This window comes from Arenicella chitinivorans (assembly GCF_014651515.1).
In the GTDB taxonomy this organism is placed as follows: domain Bacteria; phylum Pseudomonadota; class Gammaproteobacteria; order Arenicellales; family Arenicellaceae; genus Arenicella; species Arenicella chitinivorans.
In genome coordinates this window covers 317,244-336,683 of record NZ_BMXA01000003.1, presented here as the reverse complement: position 1 = coordinate 336,683, position 19,440 = coordinate 317,244, and the positions used below count along the sequence as shown (strand labels likewise).

Sequence of the window (19,440 nt, the reverse complement as noted above, 5' to 3'; positions counted from 1 at the left end):
TGCGCAACTAAGAATTAAGAAAGAATTGAAATGCGCACCGTCATCGCCTAATTTTTCAAGCACGTCGGTGTTGCCTGTACTGAGAGCCCTGTTGTCTTGAAGGTTGATAAACCTATCGTCTCACAGTAAGTGTCAAATAAATTCGACATTTGCTACACTGGATGTGGGTCTGGGTACCGAAAATAACCGGGGGAGACATGGTCTTTATCTCTGCACTGCTACGAGTGCTCAAGTCGTGCGCGTGTTTACGCATCAAAACTGCTACTGTCATGATTTTGGCTTCTATGGCCGCGTGTTTCGCCGGCCAAAGCGCCGCCATGATTTGCTCAACCAGCCCGAATACCGCCATCCCGGACGGAAGCGGTTCAGCCACGCCAGGGGCAACTGCTTCCGTCTTTATTACGGTCCCGCCAGCCTACACGAACAACATCACAGACCTAAATTTTCTAGCACAAATAAACCATACCTATGTCGGCGACTTGATCGTACGTTTGATTAGCCCTCTGGGCACCACAGTCACATTAATTGACCGCCCAGGACGCCCACCGGCTACGTATGGCTGTTCCGGAAACAACATCAATGCCACCTTGGATGATGGTGCTGCAACGGCGATCGAAAACCAGTGTGCCGGTGCAGTCCCGACGATCACCGGCACACATAGCCCCAATGGTAGTCTCAGCGCGTTTAACGGTCAGGCTCCGGCTGGCGTGTGGCGCATCGACGTGACCGACAATGCCGGCCAAGACACCGGCACAATCATTTCATCCGGCATGTGTCTGGATTTAACCACAGTGCCTGTGGTCCTGAGCCAATTCACGTCACAACAACGCGGAAAGTATTTAGTGGCTCGATGGCAAACTGCTACCGAAGCCTTCAATCTAGGATTTGACCTCTGGGGACAAATCAATTCAGACTGGGTTCAACTTAACCCAGCACTGATAGCGAGCCGACAATTCGACTCCACCAGCCCGCAAAATTACCGGCACAAATTCGATCTCACACAGTTTGATGGTGAGATTACCGCAGTTGGTATCTCCTCGGTTTCTTCAGCAGGCGAAGAAGAGTTCTTTGGACCCTTCGACATTGGCGAGCAATATGGCGAAGAGACCATTCCAGCCGTCGTCGACTGGACCGGCCAACGTCAAACTTTCGCGCGCTCAATGCGCAACGCTGGATTCTCGCTCTTGAACGGTAAATGGCGTCAGAATAAAGGCAAATCCCGCAGAAACCGGCAAACTCACTTTGAACCATTCTTAGTCTCCACGCAAGGCGAAGGTGTGTACCAAATTTCGCATCAAGAATTGCTTGACGCCGGCTTAGACCTGACCGGTGTGCCGCGACGTAAAATTGCCGTGACACGCAATAATGTCGGCGTTCCTCGCTCTATCACCCGATCGAAAAACTCTAAGAAATTTGGACCTGGTTCAAGCATAATTTTTTATGCCAAACCAGTTGATCCCGAAAACGCTCGCTATGTAGACCAAGCGGTGTACAAAATATCCCTCGATCCTGACAACGCTATTCCGATAAAGAAAACACGCGCACCCAAAAGGCGCGATCTGGCCAATGCGTCAGCTCAGATGACCACCACGCTGCTGGTCGGCGAACCCAAACTCTATTCATTCATACTGCCTGGGAACCAGCCTTGGTACGACAGCCCAATACAAGCCTATCGTCAGACCGGTCGCAAACTGATCAATTTTTCAATTCCAGAAACAGTCCTGACGGCGCAAGCTGCTCAACTCAAGCTTAATTTATTAGGCGGAATTGACTTTCCCGGGATCGATGTCGATGGTGACGGCGAACCCGAACCTCACCACCACTACAAAATATACGTCAATCGAAACCTACACCCGGAACCCGTGCATGAGGGTTTTGCCGACGGCTTCAACCCCATCAATATTGAGATCGACGTAGTGGACCAGTTTACGCCAGGCGAGAATACGGTCGAATTCGAACTCATACCCGACAATGGACTCAACCTGGACGCTGCTTACTTTATCGACGCCTCGGTGTCGTTCCAACAGCCATCCACCATGCTTGATGATTCACTAGTTCTGCGGGCACAACCAGGGCATGAATTACAACAAGTAACCATACCGTCAGGGTCTCGTCCTCAAGCCTTTGGGTTCGACACCAGCGGGAACTTTTCACAACTCGGCGTCCGGCGGATAGCAAATGACGCTATCTTGGTAAACGTTCCACCCAAAATTCAACAGGGTGTGACCCCCGGGATTTGGATCGCAGCGACCAATGGGTTCAAGCACGTCTCAGCGATCAATCTCGCGGTGACCCCCACAGCAAAAAGCATGGCACTGGATGAGATTGATTACGTTGTCATTGCGCACCCGTCATTGATTGGGCCAGACCTGGATCGATTTGTCGCAGCACAATCAGTAATGGGACGGCGCACCAAAATCGTCAGTTCTCAAGACATTTTTGACCTATATAGTGACGGACAACCACTGCCCATCGCCATTCAGAAGTATCTGCAAACGCAAGCGCTCGAATCGCCATTCCAGTACGTCTTACTGGTTGGCAATCATACCTACAACTATCGCGGTTTTAACCATAACAATGCCGCAAACGATGCGCCGTTGAATTTGATACCGAGTTTTTATAGAGAAGGTAAAAATTTATCCCGACAGATCCCCACTGCTGTTCCGTTTGTTGACTTCGACTTTGACGGTGCGCCAGACCGTGCTATCGGTCGGTGGCCAGTAAAAGACCAAACTCAACTCAAACACATTGTCGATAAAACGTTGGCTTGGCATGCTGAAGGCAGTCTCAAAGACTCGCTATCGGTGCTTTCTATCGCCGAGCAAGCCGAAGCACTGAATCATTTCACGCCCTCCAGCGAACGACTGCTGCAATCGCTTGGCACAGTATCTCAGCCCTGGACCAGCATCGAACGAATTCACATGGACGACTACGTTGGCGATCCCGCCTATGACCAATCGACACTTCTCGGCACGACGCGCCAACGAATAGCCGACTCTATTAACGATGGCCATGCCTTAACCATTTTCAATGGACACGGCTCTCCCAACACCTGGGGCAAACAAAGTTTGATGAACGCAGCGGTAGCCGATCTACTGACAAATACGCAAAAACCCAGCATCATGATGCCCCTAGCATGCTATACAACATACTACGAAACGCCGTATACCAAATCGCTCGCCGAATTGCTGCTGGTGGATAACGCCGCTGGTGCAGTCGCACTACTGGCACCGGCACTATTGAGCAAACCAATTGACAACGAGAACTTTGCCCGCCAGGTACTGCACAATATGACGGTTAAAGGCAAAAGCATCGGTGAAGCTACGCTGGAGGCCAAACGTACCACTCATGCACAGGGGCTAGGCCATCAAGCTACGGTCTATAACTGGGTTTTGTTGAGTGATCCCTCACTTAGTTTCAATACGCCGGATATAACTGAACCCGCTCCCATTGAGATACCAAAGTCGCTAGAGAGGTAAAATCAGATACGTGTGCCAAGCTTACAACTTGGCACTTAGTACACTAACGGATTGGTAACTTCACTGCCACACTCAGCTTAATCTCTCTGCGCTTCTGTCGTACTGTACGTGGACGCTCACATAGCACTTCAGTTCCTAACCATACGATCGGCAAGATCGGCTTTGATTCAGCCAAGCTTTTGACTGCAAACGGCGTACATTACGTCGCCCTCTCGGACCGCTGTGGCCTGTCTAAAAATACCGCAATCCCTATTTCGGTACCTGTATTCAGTTACTATTACGAAAAATAGCCCGCCCTCCAACACGGAAGTGGCATGCGGACCTACTCCGCGCGCTGACAACCTCGGCCCCATCGCTCTGAACAAATTCCAACAGACACAAAAAAACCGCCAGTCGGCGGTCATGGGTATTTGAGTGGTGGGCCGTGCGCGATTCGAACGCGCGACCACCTGATTAAAAGTCAGATGCTCTACCAACTGAGCTAACGGCCCCTCTCAAAATACTCAGCGTTGAATCAATGCTTTCTGATTTACGCTGTACCACTTGCCGCTGACTAGGACAGCGAAAAAGTGAGGCGTGATTATCTTGTCTTCGACTGGTTCGGTCAACCCCTTTTAGCATATTCTTTTGGCTATTTTGCCTGAAAACCAGGGTTTTAATAATCAGCGCGTAAGACTAACGCACAAAACAACAAACGGATTATATTGCCTCAATGTGAAGAGTGACTGAATCCTTAGATGAGCGCAGGATCCGGCACACCGGTTGCGGCAAATCCAGCGGCGCGTATACGACAGGAATCACACTCCCCGCACACTTTTCCGTCGGTACGCGGATTATAGCAAGAGATGGTATGTGAGTAGTCCACACCCAATGTTGTTCCGGCTTTGATGATGTCTGCCTTAGTCAGATCTATGATCGGCGCTTCAATGCGAATCGTCTCACCGTTAACACCGGTTTTGGTAGCCAGGTTTGCCATTGCTTGAAACGCTGCAATGTACTCTGGACGGCAATCCGGGTAGCCGGAGTAGTCGACTGCGTTTGCGCCGATGAATATTGCTTGTGCACCAAGCACTTCAGCCCAACCCAACGCCACGGACAAGAAGACCGTGTTGCGTGCTGGCACGTAGGTGATTGGTATTTCGGTTGACGCTTGTGTCGGGACTGCGAGATCCTGATCAGTTAACGCGGAACCGCCAAAATTACCAATATCGATACGCACTACGCGGTGTTCCGCGGCACCGTTGGCCAGGGCCACTTTTCGTGCGCGATCAAGTTCAATACGATGGCGTTGGCCATAATCCATGCTGAGTGCGTAGCACGTATAACCTTGGTCTTTGGCCATTGCCAACACTGTCGCTGAGTCCAGACCACCAGAAACGAGAACCACTGCTTTTTTACTCATACTTCTATTCTCTCAATACCCTTGCGGCTCAACGGCCCGCGGCGTCGTTCCATAAAATTTTATGTAGTTGCACCTGCATGCGTACCGGCAATCGGTCGCGCACAATCCAGTCTGCTAATTCAGTTGCCGACAGTTGCTCTGCGGACGGTGAAAAAAATACGTCACAACGACTACTGAGGTCATGCTCCGCCACAAAGGCTTTTGACCAGTTAAAGTCCTGCTCGCCGCAGATCACAAATTTAAGACAATCAGTGGGCTTGATGTGATCTAAATTGCCATACTTATTGTTTGGCTCTTCACCAGAAGCGGGCGTTTTAATATCCAATACCACATACACCCTCGGATCGACCTGACTAATATCCATCGCGCCGCCAGTTTCTAGAGACACCGTGTAATCAAGATCGCACAAGGCTGTCAGAAGATCGTGACACGCTGGTTGTGCCAACGGCTCACCACCAGTAACACACACATGTTTTGCTGGATACGCGGTGATCTGCGCTAGGATGTCATCCAAACTCTGCTTCTGTCCACCATGAAATGCATAAGCAGTATCACAATAAGTACAACGCATTGGACAACCGGTTAGGCGCACGAAAACGGTCGGGTAACCAATGGTTGCCGACTCGCCTTGAATGGAGTAAAAAATTTCAGTTATGCGGATGGTCACAAAAATAAAAGGCTCCAGAAGGAGCCCTTGGGTGTCTGGTGTTGTTTAGTTACTGTCTGCCAACCGGTTTTTGGCGGCAATCGCAGCATCCGATTTCGGAAAGAAGTTTACAATCTCTTGAAACAATATGCGTGCCTCGATTTTATTTCCCAGCTGCTGCTCAATGTACGCTTTTTTGAGCATGGCATCTGGAACACGACGACTTTGGGGATAGTCCTGGATCAGCGTATGCAGGTGTTGCTTGGCGACATCCAAGTTACGACTAACGTACATCGCCTCGGCAATCCAATAATGCGCATCGTCAGCGGAATCCCCTTTCGGGTACACCTCTAATTGTTTTTCAAAGACCGTGACCGCCTCATCAAATTTCGACTGCTTCATCAAATCAAAACCCTGGCTGTAATAGTCACTCTCACTCATAACGGATGAGATGCCAGCGTCACTTGAGTTACTTGCAGTGGTATCGACAGGTCGGTAGTCGCGCCCATATTCAGACTCTCGATTACTCGCCTCCTGTGGAATCGCGATCACACCGCCTCCGGACTGCGCAGTAGCACTCGGCAATGACTGATCAGAACGCGGGGTTTGATAAACGGGGTTCGGCTGTGTCTGCTGATACACGCTCGGGCGCGGTCTGTTGTTCAACCCTTGATTGTTCGGGTTCTGTCTGTTGGGACTAGCCTGCCAGTTTTGGTCGTCTGTTTGCCCGGCAGCGCCTAGTTGTGGAACGACACTTTGAGATGTTTGCGGTACCGTATTCGTTCCAATACTGCGATCGACAACCGGAGGATACGCACTGGTTCCGGTAGAGTAGCTCGGTTGTGCGAACTCGCCATCATCGACCGCGGATGGGGATTGGTTCACGCCACCGGTATCCAATTCCTCAGACGGATAATCAGCATCAGCATCGACGCTCCGATAGTCAACGCCCGCTGCTTCGCCTGTTCTCATGCTCGGCGACGGCACATTAGCTGTACCGAATTCTGGTCCGACCATAGACGGACTGTCAGTCTGATTGATCGGGGCTTGGCGATTAATCGGCGCCCCGGTTGATGACTGTGCTGCAGATTGGCCTTGACTGCGTTGTAGCTTACGTAATTGAAACTGTTGCCGCTCCACCATGTCGCGCAGCTCAGCAATTTCGAGACGCAATTGCTGGATTTCCAACAACAGATTAGCCTGCGGTGCATTTTGCTGGGCATGCGCTACAGACAAAATCGGGGCAACACACAGTGCTACCCCGACCAATTTTAATAACGTTTTAACTCTTCGCATAAATGATCTACCTAAAAAACCACAAAACAGGCTAAGGGACGTAGAACACTCTAATCCCTTAGCACTGCCTGCTCACCCTAAGGTGAGCTAAAGTTAATTAGTATTTAATCTCAACGCGACGATTTTGCTGCCACGCTGCTTCCGTGTGCGCAGGGTCAGCAGGACGCTCTTCACCGTATGAGATTGTTTGGATTTGACTTTGTGCACCTTCGGCGTTCATGAACTCAGCAACCGCTTGCGCACGACGCTCGCCCAATGCCAGGTTGTAATCACGCGTACCGCGCTCATCAGCATGACCTTCCAAAGTCACACGTGCGCCACCGTTGCCGCCCAGATATTGAGCATGACGCTTGGCGATGATTTGCGAACGCTCGTCGATGACAGAGCTGTTATATTCAAAATACAATACTTTGTAGTTCAGCGGATCGCCTTCGATGCCAAAACGGTTACGCAATTCGTCTGCTGTGTAAGATGTTCCGAATACAGTTTGACTACTTGTGTCCACGTCAACCGGAGTTGTGGTGGTGGTATCGGTCGCGGCTGTATCTTTCTTGCCAGTACAAGCAGACACAGTGAGGGCCAGCACGATGGTCAAAAGCAGACCTAGTTTACGATTCATAGTTCACTCCAAGAATGATTTGTTATTTTGCCGTGTTATTTTACTTGCGTAATGGTGACCACGCCGGCTCACGCACGTCACCACTTACTAAATCTAACCTTGTTCGCACGCGACCATCTGATGAGGCCACGACTAAAGCTGGCTCGTAGCCCTGCTCCGTCTTATACAATACCATGTCTCCATTCGGAGAAAAACTAGGACTTTCATCATATTTCGAATTGGTCAACCACGTCATACGACCGTCTTCCTCACGCATTACCACTATCTGTCCGCCTTCATGGACCATGGTGAGATTTCGGCCCTGCGGGTCAAAAGACGCATTGGCATTCTCGTCGCCTTCGAAAGTCATTCGAGAAACCGACTGGTCATTCAAACTGTAACTGTATATTTGCGGCTTGCGGCCTCGGTTTGAAGTAAACAGTAAGCTATCACCTCGAGGTGACCATGCGGGTTCGGTGTCGATACCCCAGTGCGTCGTTGCACGTTCGTGTTGTCCACTCGCAATATCATAGACGTAAATATCTGGACTACCATGGCGCGATGTCGAATAGGCAATTTTACTTCCATCCGGCGACCACGCAGGTGCTGCATTCACACCTTTGAAGTCCGCGATCGTCTGCGCTTTTCCAGTCGCGAGTTCGATCATCTGGACGATCGGCCCACGATCAGCATAAGAAACAAATGCTAGTTTAGACCCGTCTGGAGACCAGCTCGGCGACAGTAAAGGCTGCCAAGACTTGTACACTTCAACGGCGCCATACCCATCCCAATCGGCGACCATCAAGCGGTACTGGAATCGCTGGTACTCTACCTCAGTTCGGTCCACATATGCAATACGAGATTGATACGCCCCGGTACTATTTGTAAACGCCTCATAGACTGAATCCGATACCACGTGCGCCGCTTTACGTAAGTCCGATGGTTTTAAATTTCGAATTCGCTTGCCGTTACCAACTTCACGCTCGCGCGCGACATCAAACATACGGAACTGAACTTCGTAGGTGTCATTGTCGAGCACCCAAACTTCTCCGATCACCAAAATCTCAGCATTGACAAAGCGCCAGTCTTTAAAACTCACTTCTTCAAAGCGCGATGGTAAGCTGGGGAAACGATCGGATGGAATCGCTTCGAATTTACCGGATGCATTCAAATCAAACGCAACCACTTCGTGAATTTTGTGCGCTAGTTCACGCCCATCAATGACTTTAAATGGCACGATTGCGATGGGGATGCCGCGCACAGTACCACCAACTTCCCCTCGAAGAATCTGTGCATGCGCCGACTGTGCAAACACAAGTACCAGTGCCATACCAATCCATAGTCGAGCAGAAACTACTTTTTTTACCACGTTTAACATTGTTATCTCGCGTTCGGGTGCTTCATGATTAATTCAAAATTTTCCAATCTCTTAACTGCATCCGGAAACTGGTTTGCGTCCGGCATTGGAACCGGGCTGGCAGCATAAACACCAGCCTCAGCGGCTTGGTCATACTGCGGAGACCCGCTTGATTCTATCGTACGTACAGATTCGACCCGACCAGATGGAGACACTGTAACCCGCACGACACTCTTACGCCAGGTCTCAAAACTGGGGTCAATCGTTCTTTTGGCTTCGACTTTACGTTGGATGTCAGCGAAAAATTTACTCACCACGGTGGCGGTACGCTCGCCAGCACGACGATCCGCTTCTTGTTGTTTTGCCGCACGCTCTTCAGCTTCTAACTGGTCGACAAGACGTTGCCGATCCGCTTCTTCCTGCTCACGGCGCGCTTTTTCTGCGGCATCACGTTTTCGTTTTTCGGCCAGCTCTCGTTGACGCTTGGCTTCTTCTAGCCTACGTAGTTTCTCTTCTTCAGCCCGTTTCTTTTTTAACTCTTCCTGGCGTTTCTTTTCCGCTTCCTCTTCTTGCTTCTTCTTTAAGGCAATGGCTTTACGCTGCGCTTCGAGCTCTTGGGTGGCTTCTTGCTCTTGCTTTTTCTTTTCTTGCAGCTCCTTGATGCGCTCCTGTTCTTGCTGCGCATCTCGCTTTAATTTTTCTAAACGCTCGCGTTCACGACGTTCCTGCTCTTTTTTTTGCCGATCTTTTTCCTTGATCGCGTCCATCTGCTCTTCAAGTTTGCGGTCATCAATCACACTGGCATTCACTGTGGATATCTTTTCCGCATCAAACGCCTCAACCTTTTCAACTTCTTGTTTAAAGCTGTAATTAAACACCACCAAACCGATCACCACCAGGTGAATCACGCCGGCAGCGATATACGCCACCATTTTATTGGTAACCCCAACTCGTTTACGTCGATCACTCATCGCGTTTTACTTGCCCACTATTTATCTTGCATTGGCTCGGTCACCAAGCTGACAGTTTCTACGCCTGCTTGCTTGAGTATGACCATGGCCTGAATTATGTCATCGTACATGGCTTGCTTTGCGCCACGCACGAGGAAGTCGGTTTGCGGCTTCATACGGTACACCGCCGTGGCGTAGCGCAAGACTTCTTCGCCGGTTTTCTTTTGGTCGTCGATATACAGCTGCCCATCCGCATCCACCGACACAATCACCGGTTCGGGTGCGTCCGGGTTCGGTTCTATCGGGTTGGCTTCGGTCTGCGGTAAATCGACTTTGACACCTTCCGTTAATAGCGGTGCCGTTACCATGAAAATAATCAACAACACCAACATCACGTCGATGTAGGGCACTACATTGATTTCGGCAATAGGCTTGCGTTTACGGTTTCGATAACTGTTCATTGTGACCGCGCTGACTAATCGTCATCGATGGTTAATTGACGGTTAACAATACTGATAAATTCTTCCATAAATATCTCGTACTGACCGACCAATTTTTCAACGTGATACGAAAATCGGTTATAAGCAATGACTGCGGGAATGGCCGCAAACAAACCCATTGCTGTCGCAATCAAGGCCTCGGCAATACCGGGTGCCACACTCGACACCGTGGCTTGCTTGGTCGACATGCCTAAGGCACGGAACGAGTTCATAATGCCCCAAACCGTGCCAAACAAGCCAACATACGGACTGGTCGAGCCGACCGTGGCCAAAAAGGGAATTTGCGATTCAAGATGGTCAATCTCACGACTCAGTTCAACCCGCATGGCGCGCTGCACGGCATCCAAAAGATCATTATTATTGGCAAACCCCCGCTCACTGAGGCGTTGATACTCACGGTAGCCAGCGACAAATATCTCCGACATTCCAGATGCGCGCTTGGTCTCAGCGCCCCACTGGTTGTACAGGGACTGCATGCTGCCACCCGACCAGAACTCACGTTCAAATTGCGCAGTCAGACGACGTTCGCGCCGCAACTGCATAAACTTCGAAAAGATAATTGACCAAGAAACCAGCGACGCCAAAAACAGCATCAGCATAACCAGTTGCACGGTTAAGCTGGCCTCAGAAATAAGGTGCAGGATCGACATACTGTCTTGTGTCGCCGCGTTAACGGCTAAGTTAGACGCGTCGTTGCCAAGCGCTTCCGTTGTTAAACCCTGGTTTTCTATATCCATTCAAGCGTCCTCACAGTAACCCGGTGCGGTCCGAATGGACTCTGACCACACAACTATTATTGCATGCTCAGCGGGTCTCGCTGAGCCAGTCAAACTAAGATTTTTTGCCGACGACGTTGTGGCGGCAGATGATATTACCGTGTCAGCGCACTCTGCAACGCTGCTGGCATGGCGGTTAATTTAAACGAAGCGCTGTTCAAAGTCGCTAACTTTATGATCGCTTTACACAGTAATTTCTCGTGATTATAGATTTTCTGCTCCACTACCAGTTTAACCTTACCCACATGCAATGCGCGGGCGGTGACCCGTAGTTGATCAAACAGACGGGCAGGCACATCAAAGTCGATTTCAGCCTGACGGACCACGAACATCACCCCATCGTTCTGTTGCATTTTCGCGACATCAAAACCAAGATATTCCAGCCACTCGCAACGACAACGCTCCATAAAGTTCAAGTAGTTGGCGTGATACACCACACCACCGGCGTCGGTGTCCTCGTAGTACACGCGTAGCGGTAACTCAAACTCAGAGGCCGAATCATTCACGTTCAAACAAACCGGCTTGTGGACTTTTATTGGTCTCCGTCGACGCTGGCGCCTGCAACCCAAAATAACGCCAGGTTCGAGCGGTCACCACTCGACCACGGGGCGTGCGCATCATAAACCCTTGTTGAATCAAGAACGGCTCGATGACGTCTTCAATGGTGCCGCGTTCCTCACCTATGGCGGCAGCCAGACTATCGATGCCGACCGGCCCACCGTCGAATTTTTCCATAATTGAGGTTAACAATTGCCGATCCATCCAGTCCAAACCCTGCGGATCGACTTCCATCATATCCAACGCAGCACGAGCCATCACTTCGGTTAACGTGCCATCGCCTTTTACTTCGGCATAATCACGCACCCGACGGAGTAACCGATTCGCGATTCTGGGTGTGCCTCGCGCACGGTCGGCAATAGTCTGCACACCATCCGGTTCGGTTGGCACACCGAGAATGTCTGAAGAACGTTGCACGATGCGTGCAAGATCTTTTGTGTCGTAATACTCAAGCCGTTGCACAATGCCAAAGCGGTCTCGCAATGGTGAGGTCAGCAGACCCGCGCGAGTGGTAGCCCCGATCAAGGTGAATGGCGGCAACGACAGTTTAACGGTGCGCGCGGCTGGCCCCTCACCAATCACAATATCCAGCTCAAAATCTTCCATGGCCGGATACAATATTTCTTCAACTACCGGACTCAAACGATGGATTTCGTCGATAAATAGCACGTCGTGCGGCTCAAGATTGGTCAACACGGCAGCCAGATCACCGGCGCGTTCTAACACCGGCCCCGATGTTTGACGAATTCGCGTGTTCAGTTCGCGCGCGATGATGTTCGATAGCGTGGTTTTACCCAGCCCAGGCGGACCAAAGAGCAATACGTGATCCAACGCCTCTTTACGACTGCGAGCGGCCTGGATAAAGATAGACAACTGCTCTTTGAGTTTTGGCTGACCAACAAAATCAGCCAGATATTCCGGACGCAAGGCACGGTCGACCACGTCGTCATCGCCTAGCTGAATTTCCGGATTAATTGGGTTGTCGTCCATCATCAGTTCTGCAAAATATTACCGGACAAATCACGTAGAGCTCGGCGAATGTACTCCTCACTGCTGAGATCATCCGGCAAGGCTTTAACCACGCGACTGGCGTCGGTGTTTTTATAACCGAGCGACACGAGTGCTGCAATCGCATCGTGGCGCTGACTGGTGGCCGGTGCGCCGGTGTCGCCCGAAACCGAGATATCACCAAACTCTTTGGCCAAACGGTCTTTCATTTCGACCAGCAGACGCTGCGCGGTTTTCTTGCCAATACCAGGGACTTTGCAAAGCTGGGTGACATCGTCATTCGCCATGGCCAGAACCAGTTCTTGAGCACTCAATGTGGACAACACGGCGAGCGCGACTTTAGGCCCCACACCGTTCACTTTGATCAAACTACGAAACATTTCACGTTGCTGCCGTTTAGAAAAACCAAACAATAGCTGCGCATCCTCGCGCACCACCATATGCACGAACAAGGTCACGGTTTCGCCAACGTCAGGCAAATCGTAAAATGTGGACATTGGCGCTTCGAGTTCGTAGCCCACGCCCTGCACGTTTAGCACTACCTCGGGAGCCTGTTTTTCTATCAGTTGACCTTGTAACCAGGCAATCATAGGGTTTTACTCCGCGTGCCGCAAAGCGGTGTTCAATTGTTGATGGTGTGCGTGGCAAACCGCGGCGGCCAGCGCATCAGAAGCATCTTCACCCGGCGCAACTCGCAAGCCCAAAAGCACGCGCATCATATGCTGTACTTGAGCTTTGTCGGCACGACCCCGCCCAACCACGGTTTTCTTTATCTCTGTGGCACTGTATTCCATTACCGGCAACGCGTGATTTACCGCCGCCAACATGGCTGCACCACGTGCGTGACCTAACACCAGTGCTGACTGCGGGTTTTTGGCAAGAAAAACTCGCTCAATGGCGACGATATCTGGACTAGTCTCACCGATGACCTGTGTCAGTCGGGCATAAATCATTTGTAAGCGGCCGGGCAGTTCGCCGCTCGGCAACTTCAGCGACTCAGAATATATGTATTTCAAATCAGCGCCTTGCGCGCGAATCACACCGATCCCAGTAATACGAGAACCCGGATCAATTCCTAGAATGATCGTCGGTTTGCTGTATGTTGCCACGTGACCACGCAAACTTGGCATCTAAGCCTCAGCGAAAATCGAATCTGGAAAGTCCGCGTTGGTAAACACGTCCTGCACATCATCAAGATCTTCCAATGCATCGATCAGACGCATTACTTTTTCTGCGTCTTCGTCATTCAAACTAATTTCATTTGCTGCACGCTGCACCACTTCCGCCGATTCGACGTCAATGGACGCGTCCATCAAGGCGCTCTCAACCGCAGTGTGGTTCTCTGGCGGCGAGGTTATCTCAATACTGCCATCCTCATGCGTGACGATGTCCTCCGCGCCAGCTTCCAGTGCGACATCCATGACTGCTTCCTCATCGGCACCGGCGGACAACAGAATCACGCCCAGCTTTTCGAACATATAGGCAACCGACCCTTCAGTCCCCATATTGCCATTGTATTTGCTGAACGCATGCCGAACTTCCGCCACCGTGCGATTTTTGTTATCCGTGGAACACTCCACTAACACTGCAATACCACAGGGGCCATAGCCTTCGTAACGAATGTCTTCGTAGCTTACCCCTTCCAAATCGCCTGTACCGCGCTTAATCGCGCGTTCCACAGTGTCGCGTGTCATATTCGCGCCTAACGCTTTATCAACCGCGATTCGTAATCGTGGATTCGCATCTGGATCGCCGCCGCCTTCACGTGCCGCAACCGTGATCTCGCGAATGTGTTTAGTGAAGATTTTGCCACGCTTTGCGTCTTGCGCAGCTTTGCGGTGCTTAATATTAGCCCACTTACTATGTCCTGCCATGATACTACCGCTCGGTGTTACTCAAACGCGCATTCTACCATTGGCGGGCGCTGGTTCGAAGTAGATTTACAGTGCAATCGACTCCGCATGTCATTAGGCTTCACGGCTCGATCTTGACCTGACGCAGTTTTTTGATCCAAGTTCCCGGCTCAGCCTCGCCGTCTGGGTAGTAGCCATTTAAAACGCGCAACTCTAACTCAGCATTGACGTCATCCAACCCGGCCCCTTTCGCCATTGATTCGAAAGTCTCGCCCGGCTCAAGGCGTTCAAAGTAAACCTCTTTTACGTGGTCAGCGGTGCGGTCTTTGGGTGTCATCGGACGAAACGAACGAATAATATCGACGAAGGCCCGATCCTGGTCTGCGTTAATCTGATTGTTCTTGGCAATCCCAAGAAAGTGATAGGTATTCCGCGCCACCATTATCAGCGCGACCCGCTGCGCCGGGCGTGCACCGACGGTACCCAGATCGCGTTCAGAATCGGGATGCACCTTTTGCAGATCAACCAAGCCTTCCGGGTACTTAAGCTTAATTGCTTCTTCACTGCTCAGCTTTCGGTCCGGTGTTGGCTCGATTTCAATGGTCATCTGCGCGGTTTTCTCCGCATCCTTTAGAACAACTTTGCTGCCTTTAAGCTTAAAACTCCAGGTTTCGGGATACACAAAAGTAATGCCCAAGGTTGGATTGGAGTAGCGCTTCATACCACTTGGCGCATTGCGCCGATAATTGGGGCCATACACCAACCCATCAATCGCAGCCCGATATTCTTCTCGCCCGATATACCCTTCGCCAGGTGGCAGGATACTGGCGTCTTCAATGGCCTCACGGATTCGCTTGTCATTACGCGGATGCGACGCCGCCAAACCGTGATGCGCCATAGGCTGGCCGGTGGTCGTGGCCGCCAATATCGCATTATCACGCAACTGTGCCAACGCGTTCACTAATTGATCGGGCTCATACCCTGCCCCCGCTAAGTACTTTGCCGCAAAGGAATCTGCCTCAAGCTCCGCTTCACGCTTATACTCATACAACGAAACTGAACTTTGCGCCATAATGGCATTACCAACCCCCGAGTTACCAACTAAAAAACTGGCCAGGTTAGCAAGGAACACATCCCGGCGGTTTTTTGACTGTAGCTTCTTGGAATGCTTGGCCACATTGTGTCCAATCTCATGGGCCATCACCGCGGCTAATTCTGCTTCCGAGTTCAGCAGCGTTAGCAAACCACGCTCAACGAACACATACGGCGTTCCATTCACAAAAGCGTTCACCACTTCCGTGTCACGAACGATAAATTTATACGGAAGATGGGCGTGTTCACTCTGTGCCAATATCTTGTTGCCTATTTCTGTCACATAGGCTTGCAGCTCATCGTCTTTATACGGTGGCGACTGCTGCAAAATCGCCAAGTGGCGCTTCAATTTTTTGCCTTTCAGACCGGTTGTTTCTTCCAGCTTTTTAAGTTGCTCCTTGGTCTGCGCCAACACCGGCTGTATCAATAGCATACTGAATGCCAAACTAAGCAAAGTTACGCAGTAGCGGATGCGATTTGATTGAGTCAACAGCATTGTTTTCTACTCTTGAACACTTACGTCTGAGAAAAACCGCACCAGCTGATTACCCATGCCTTGACAGGCATCGCCCTCGACCTGAGCCAGCAAGGGAATTGGAATCACGAATGCGGGCATATACGAAGTACCTACGGCCTCAGTGCTCACGCGCCCAACTTCAGAAAAAGTTTTTAAATCCCAGATGGTGGTTTCATAGTCACTGGTGTCCTCCCAGGTGCCAAAACCGAAACACCCGCCGCCGCCGGGACCGATTGAGCAGGTCATACTGCCAGCGGAGTTGGTACGCTCGGTCGAACCCTCTACCCAGACGAAGTACCGTATTTTCATCGCGGCGATTTTGGCAGCCACCATCGGCTGATCCAAAACTTTCTTTAATTTCGCAGGTCGGAGTGGGGCGGTTCGAGCCTCAAACCAAGGGTAGAATGCATCCACAAACTCAGACTCCGGAATGATCCGGACCTTATCAGTCCCACGCGTAAGACGACCTCCAATGCAGGCCACCAACGACGCTTCAGTCTGAATTTCTGCCGTTTGGTGTCGTCCAAGAACAACCATTGCGTCACCGGCATTCAATTCAATATCATCACGCAATCGCACATGGTCAACATTGATCGTGGTGCAGCCGATCATCAACCATGACATGGTAATAATGAAACTGAGTTTGAATTTTGACACAAATGACATGGACTCTCCTCCGATTTATTTAGCAGGCTGCGCGCTCGATTCCGAGTCAATGGCAACGTCTCGAACCCGCACTTGCTTGACACCGGTAAGTGCGCGGATCTTCGATTGGCGACCAAAGCCAATAGCCAATTGAGCCCCAACATCACGCAGCGCAATATTGGCAGCAGCATTGAACCCTGAACTGGCCGAACCAAGCAGCGCTGTCGGCGTCTTACCGTAACCCTTGATAATCCAATCCGCGATTTTATTGTCGTTGGCATCCACCAAACGAATTCGATACTTAATCCAGATTTCGTATTGATTGAGCTTGGTCTCTTTGGGTGCGGTGTACTGCAGATCTAAGATCTCCGGCTCAATCACCAAGTGTCGATTAGGTTCATCTAATGGCACCAGCGTTACCAAACTGCCAAAGATGCGATCAAACATGGTGATTTGCGCCTCGGTGAAATCCAACTTTTTCAACGTGCGCTTCTTCTCTTCTTCACTGTAGACGTAGTTGCGGAATTCGTCGGTGTAGCGTATGGCACCATTAATTGGCAATCGCTCGACCAATGGGCTGGGAATATCACTTTTGACCACCACAGACGTGCTACAGCCGCTCAATGCGATGAGCATGAGCAGCGTCGAAATCGAATACCATCGTTGCAGCTGTAGAGACTTACCTAACATCATTCAGACCTATAAATGTACCGTTATTGTGTTCGGCCAACTGTCGCATTAGGTTAGCATATCGAGTTGCCGAGCTATTGACACCTGTTGATGTGCCGACCAAAACTGGGAAGCCTACGCTGTGAATACGTACCAGTGTTTCGCCTTGCTTATTGCGCTGATTCAATTGTTCTACGATCTTCACCACACGCTGAACAGATCGCCCCTGATAGTCATCACCCATCACGTACAAGCTAATTTTCTTGTCTTTATCGTAGTGTTGTTTAATCGCCGTAGTAATACCACCGACCGGCGTCGACGCACTGAAAGCCGACCAATTAACCAATTTGCGGATAATGTCACGGCGACGCGTCGGTGAATCCTCCATAAAGCGACCACGATATTGAGGAAACATATAGATACCCTCATTATTCATGATTTGAATGCCTTTTACTTTTGGGTAGATTGCTAGGGTATTCTGCACCTCGCGCACCAGCTTTGGCCAGGCGCTGGTGGTCATACTGCCTGAGCTGTCAATAATAAAAATGATGTATTCAGAGTCGACCGGCACACCAGCTACGTATTCGTTAATTCGCTTGCGCCCTTTTAGCAAGCGTTGCATCTCTCGTGTCAACGATTGCAACGCGATCTGCAGGTCTTCAACCTGCGTCGCAGTATCGGCACCACCATCATCAATGCTGGCGCGCATGGCAACCAATTGCTCCAATTCGCCTCGCAAAATCGCGACGCGACGCTGATCTTTGCCCAACTGTTCGTGTTTCGCATTCAGCTCGGTTTCTAAAAATTTTACCTGCCCGCGAATCTCGAATAAACGCTCCTGCAACGCTCGAACCTGCCCTTTGTCTTGGACCAGGGATTCCTCAAGCACCACCGGTTGACTTGGCTTCACGATGACCAGCAGCAACACTATCGCACCAAAGCCACAGCAGATGATGTCCAAAAACGAAATACTAGCATCCTCACCAGACCGTCTGCGTCGTCGACTCATGGCCAATCCCTCGCTGGTGTCACAAATGAACCACGACTGCGAATCGCCAAGCGCCAGAATGCCGCTGCTGCGTATGGGTCGCCCTCCATTGGCAACAAAAACGTATTGACCGACACGCCTTTCAATAGCCCCACCGCGTCATTAAACACTCGCAATCGATCCCGGCCAGAGATACTGCCTGAAGTTGGCGCGTCCCCACCTTGCGTTGGCAGCCCATCGGTGATCAAAAAGATATTGTCTGGCTTCGGGCGCATGGCCATAGCCGCTTCAAACACCTTGTGCAGATTGGTGCCTTTTTCTGGCACCACCGTTGACATTCCCTGTACCGCCGAGGCCACAGAAGCACGATCAGCCACTTGATACCAGTTATCTACCTGGTCGCCAAAGACGGGTTTCACATCGTCATTAAAGGCCAGCACCTGAAAATCGCTGGTCATTGGCAGATTCGCCACAATCCATTGCGTGATGGCCAAAGTGCGATTCCATTTCGGCGCTTGCAGTTTGAATTCATCACGCATATTTCGACGTCGTAAAACGTTAACAATGCTTTCGTCAAGCATACTCGCTGATGCATCGACCAGAATCAGCACGTTCTCACCACCGAGACGAACCCCAGTCAGGTACTGGCGCTCACCATCGCCGGTAAATTCATAGGCTTTATTACCCGCTGGTATTTCAGCTTCTAGGGCACGTTTCTGACGTGCCAAACGTGCAATCTTGGCCTTGAGCCCTGGCACATTGTTATCCGACTCTGGCTGAATTTCTTCGATCTCAGCCTGTAGTTTATCAATGTCATCTTGAATACGACGCGCCAAACCTTGGGCGATCACCGACTCATCGCTGGTGTCACTCATGGTGTTGCGAATCCGAACCAGGTCTTTCTCACCCGCCAAGATCTCCTCCTCCAGCAAGCTAATCTCAGACATCACTTGAGGATCTTGCATGGTCACCGGTGCGTCAACAACATGCTTCAATAACAGGAAAATCAACACCGCTGCCCCCAGACCACAAGACATGATGTCCAAAAAGGACAAACTAAAGGTAGACGTGTTTCGGATCTTTTTGCGCGCCATACGAACTGTCTC

General features: G+C 50.7%; 19 protein-coding genes and 1 tRNA gene. 1 reads left to right on the top strand and 19 read right to left on the bottom strand.

What is annotated here, in order from left to right; translation table 11 throughout:
• Positions 1-269: 269 nt before the first annotated feature.
• Entirely contained in the window at positions 270-3,479 is a 3,210-nt protein-coding gene (locus IE055_RS11265) for a C25 family cysteine peptidase (RefSeq protein WP_189400962.1), read from the top strand.
• 415 nt (positions 3,480-3,894) lie between these two features.
• On the opposite strand, the gene IE055_RS11260 is transcribed toward IE055_RS11265, so the two are convergent.
• The 19 genes from IE055_RS11260 to IE055_RS11170 form a co-directional block, all read right to left on the bottom strand.
• A tRNA-Lys gene (locus IE055_RS11260) sits at positions 3,895-3,970 on the bottom strand.
• Positions 3,971-4,212: 242 nt separating this feature from the next.
• On the bottom strand, positions 4,213-4,881 hold the full coding sequence (gene queC / locus IE055_RS11255; protein ID WP_189400959.1) for a 7-cyano-7-deazaguanine synthase QueC: 669 nt from the start codon (positions 4,879-4,881) through the stop codon (positions 4,213-4,215).
• Between the two features lie 28 nt (positions 4,882-4,909).
• A complete protein-coding gene (gene queE / locus IE055_RS11250; protein WP_189400956.1) occupies positions 4,910-5,548 on the bottom strand; it encodes a 7-carboxy-7-deazaguanine synthase QueE in 639 nt (212 codons plus the stop codon).
• 45 nt (positions 5,549-5,593) lie between these two features.
• A complete protein-coding gene (gene ybgF / locus IE055_RS11245) occupies positions 5,594-6,823 on the bottom strand; it encodes a tol-pal system protein YbgF (RefSeq protein WP_189400953.1) in 1,230 nt (409 codons plus the stop codon).
• A gap of 97 nt (positions 6,824-6,920) precedes the next feature.
• Positions 6,921-7,442, bottom strand: a complete 522-nt coding sequence (pal, locus tag IE055_RS11240; RefSeq protein ID WP_189400950.1) for a peptidoglycan-associated lipoprotein Pal — start codon at positions 7,440-7,442, stop codon at positions 6,921-6,923.
• Positions 7,443-7,482: 40 nt separating this feature from the next.
• Positions 7,483-8,799 carry a Tol-Pal system beta propeller repeat protein TolB gene (gene tolB, locus IE055_RS11235; protein WP_189400947.1) on the bottom strand — a complete coding sequence of 439 codons (1,317 nt, stop codon included), beginning with the start codon at positions 8,797-8,799 and terminating at the stop codon, positions 7,483-7,485.
• 2 nt (positions 8,800-8,801) lie between these two features.
• Positions 8,802-9,749 carry a cell envelope integrity protein TolA gene (gene tolA, locus IE055_RS11230; protein WP_189400944.1) on the bottom strand — a complete coding sequence of 316 codons (948 nt, stop codon included), beginning with the start codon at positions 9,747-9,749 and terminating at the stop codon, positions 8,802-8,804.
• A gap of 17 nt (positions 9,750-9,766) precedes the next feature.
• Positions 9,767-10,189, bottom strand: coding sequence for a protein TolR (gene tolR, locus IE055_RS11225; protein WP_189400941.1), 423 nt, complete (start codon positions 10,187-10,189; stop codon positions 9,767-9,769).
• A 14-nt stretch (positions 10,190-10,203) separates the two neighbouring features.
• Positions 10,204-10,878, bottom strand: coding sequence for a protein TolQ (gene tolQ / locus IE055_RS11220; protein WP_189401222.1), 675 nt, complete (start codon positions 10,876-10,878; stop codon positions 10,204-10,206).
• Positions 10,879-11,099: 221 nt separating this feature from the next.
• Complete coding sequence (ybgC, locus tag IE055_RS11215; RefSeq protein WP_189400938.1) at positions 11,100-11,510, bottom strand: tol-pal system-associated acyl-CoA thioesterase; 411 nt, start codon at positions 11,508-11,510, stop codon at positions 11,100-11,102.
• Positions 11,503-12,555 carry a Holliday junction branch migration DNA helicase RuvB gene (gene ruvB, locus IE055_RS11210; protein WP_189400935.1) on the bottom strand — a complete coding sequence of 351 codons (1,053 nt, stop codon included), beginning with the start codon at positions 12,553-12,555 and terminating at the stop codon, positions 11,503-11,505. Before ruvB ends, ybgC begins: the two co-directional genes overlap by 8 nt.
• Entirely contained in the window at positions 12,555-13,160 is a 606-nt protein-coding gene (ruvA, locus tag IE055_RS11205) for a Holliday junction branch migration protein RuvA (RefSeq protein ID WP_189400932.1), read from the bottom strand. Before ruvA ends, ruvB begins: the two co-directional genes overlap by 1 nt.
• A 6-nt stretch (positions 13,161-13,166) precedes the next feature.
• The gene (gene ruvC / locus IE055_RS11200) at positions 13,167-13,700 is read right to left on the bottom strand and encodes a crossover junction endodeoxyribonuclease RuvC (protein WP_189400929.1); all 534 of its coding nucleotides are present in this window, start codon (positions 13,698-13,700) and stop codon (positions 13,167-13,169) included.
• Entirely contained in the window at positions 13,701-14,444 is a 744-nt protein-coding gene (locus IE055_RS11195) for a YebC/PmpR family DNA-binding transcriptional regulator (protein ID WP_189400926.1), read from the bottom strand.
• Positions 14,445-14,544: 100 nt separating this feature from the next.
• Complete coding sequence (locus IE055_RS11190; protein ID WP_189400922.1) at positions 14,545-15,948, bottom strand: M48 family metalloprotease; 1,404 nt, start codon at positions 15,946-15,948, stop codon at positions 14,545-14,547.
• Between the two features lie 69 nt (positions 15,949-16,017).
• Complete coding sequence (locus IE055_RS11185) at positions 16,018-16,698, bottom strand: hypothetical protein (protein ID WP_189400920.1); 681 nt, start codon at positions 16,696-16,698, stop codon at positions 16,018-16,020.
• A gap of 15 nt (positions 16,699-16,713) precedes the next feature.
• Complete coding sequence (locus IE055_RS11180; RefSeq protein WP_229794256.1) at positions 16,714-17,370, bottom strand: hypothetical protein; 657 nt, start codon at positions 17,368-17,370, stop codon at positions 16,714-16,716.
• Positions 17,357-18,355, bottom strand: coding sequence for a VWA domain-containing protein (locus IE055_RS11175; protein ID WP_189400915.1), 999 nt, complete (start codon positions 18,353-18,355; stop codon positions 17,357-17,359). Before IE055_RS11175 ends, IE055_RS11180 begins: the two co-directional genes overlap by 14 nt.
• The gene (locus IE055_RS11170) at positions 18,352-19,428 is read right to left on the bottom strand and encodes a VWA domain-containing protein (protein WP_189400912.1); all 1,077 of its coding nucleotides are present in this window, start codon (positions 19,426-19,428) and stop codon (positions 18,352-18,354) included. The genes IE055_RS11175 and IE055_RS11170 overlap by 4 nt, the downstream gene beginning before the upstream one ends.
• Positions 19,429-19,440: the final 12 nt, after the last annotated feature.

What these genes read in the sequence shown, in the direction of transcription:
- IE055_RS11265 (WP_189400962.1), top strand. Translation starts at nt 270, where the DNA reads ATGATTTTGGCTTCTATGGCCGCGTGTTTCGCCGGCCAAAGCGCCGCC.
- queC (WP_189400959.1), bottom strand. Translation starts at nt 4,881, where the DNA reads ATGAGTAAAAAAGCAGTGGTTCTCGTTTCTGGTGGTCTGGACTCAGCG.
- ybgF (WP_189400953.1), bottom strand. Translation starts at nt 6,823, where the DNA reads ATGCGAAGAGTTAAAACGTTATTAAAATTGGTCGGGGTAGCACTGTGT.
- pal (WP_189400950.1), bottom strand. Translation starts at nt 7,442, where the DNA reads ATGAATCGTAAACTAGGTCTGCTTTTGACCATCGTGCTGGCCCTCACT.
- tolB (WP_189400947.1), bottom strand. Translation starts at nt 8,799, where the DNA reads ATGTTAAACGTGGTAAAAAAAGTAGTTTCTGCTCGACTATGGATTGGT.
- tolA (WP_189400944.1), bottom strand. Translation starts at nt 9,749, where the DNA reads ATGAGTGATCGACGTAAACGAGTTGGGGTTACCAATAAAATGGTGGCG.
- tolR (WP_189400941.1), bottom strand. Translation starts at nt 10,189, where the DNA reads ATGAACAGTTATCGAAACCGTAAACGCAAGCCTATTGCCGAAATCAAT.
- tolQ (WP_189401222.1), bottom strand. Translation starts at nt 10,878, where the DNA reads ATGTCGATCCTGCACCTTATTTCTGAGGCCAGCTTAACCGTGCAACTG.
- ruvB (WP_189400935.1), bottom strand. Translation starts at nt 12,555, where the DNA reads ATGATGGACGACAACCCAATTAATCCGGAAATTCAGCTAGGCGATGAC.
- ruvA (WP_189400932.1), bottom strand. Translation starts at nt 13,160, where the DNA reads ATGATTGCCTGGTTACAAGGTCAACTGATAGAAAAACAGGCTCCCGAG.
- ruvC (WP_189400929.1), bottom strand. Translation starts at nt 13,700, where the DNA reads ATGCCAAGTTTGCGTGGTCACGTGGCAACATACAGCAAACCGACGATC.
- IE055_RS11195 (WP_189400926.1), bottom strand. Translation starts at nt 14,444, where the DNA reads ATGGCAGGACATAGTAAGTGGGCTAATATTAAGCACCGCAAAGCTGCG.
- IE055_RS11190 (WP_189400922.1), bottom strand. Translation starts at nt 15,948, where the DNA reads ATGCTATTGATACAGCCGGTGTTGGCGCAGACCAAGGAGCAACTTAAA.
- IE055_RS11185 (WP_189400920.1), bottom strand. Translation starts at nt 16,698, where the DNA reads ATGTCATTTGTGTCAAAATTCAAACTCAGTTTCATTATTACCATGTCA.
- IE055_RS11180 (WP_229794256.1), bottom strand. Translation starts at nt 17,370, where the DNA reads ATGATGTTAGGTAAGTCTCTACAGCTGCAACGATGGTATTCGATTTCG.
- IE055_RS11175 (WP_189400915.1), bottom strand. Translation starts at nt 18,355, where the DNA reads ATGAGTCGACGACGCAGACGGTCTGGTGAGGATGCTAGTATTTCGTTT.
- IE055_RS11170 (WP_189400912.1), bottom strand. Translation starts at nt 19,428, where the DNA reads ATGGCGCGCAAAAAGATCCGAAACACGTCTACCTTTAGTTTGTCCTTT.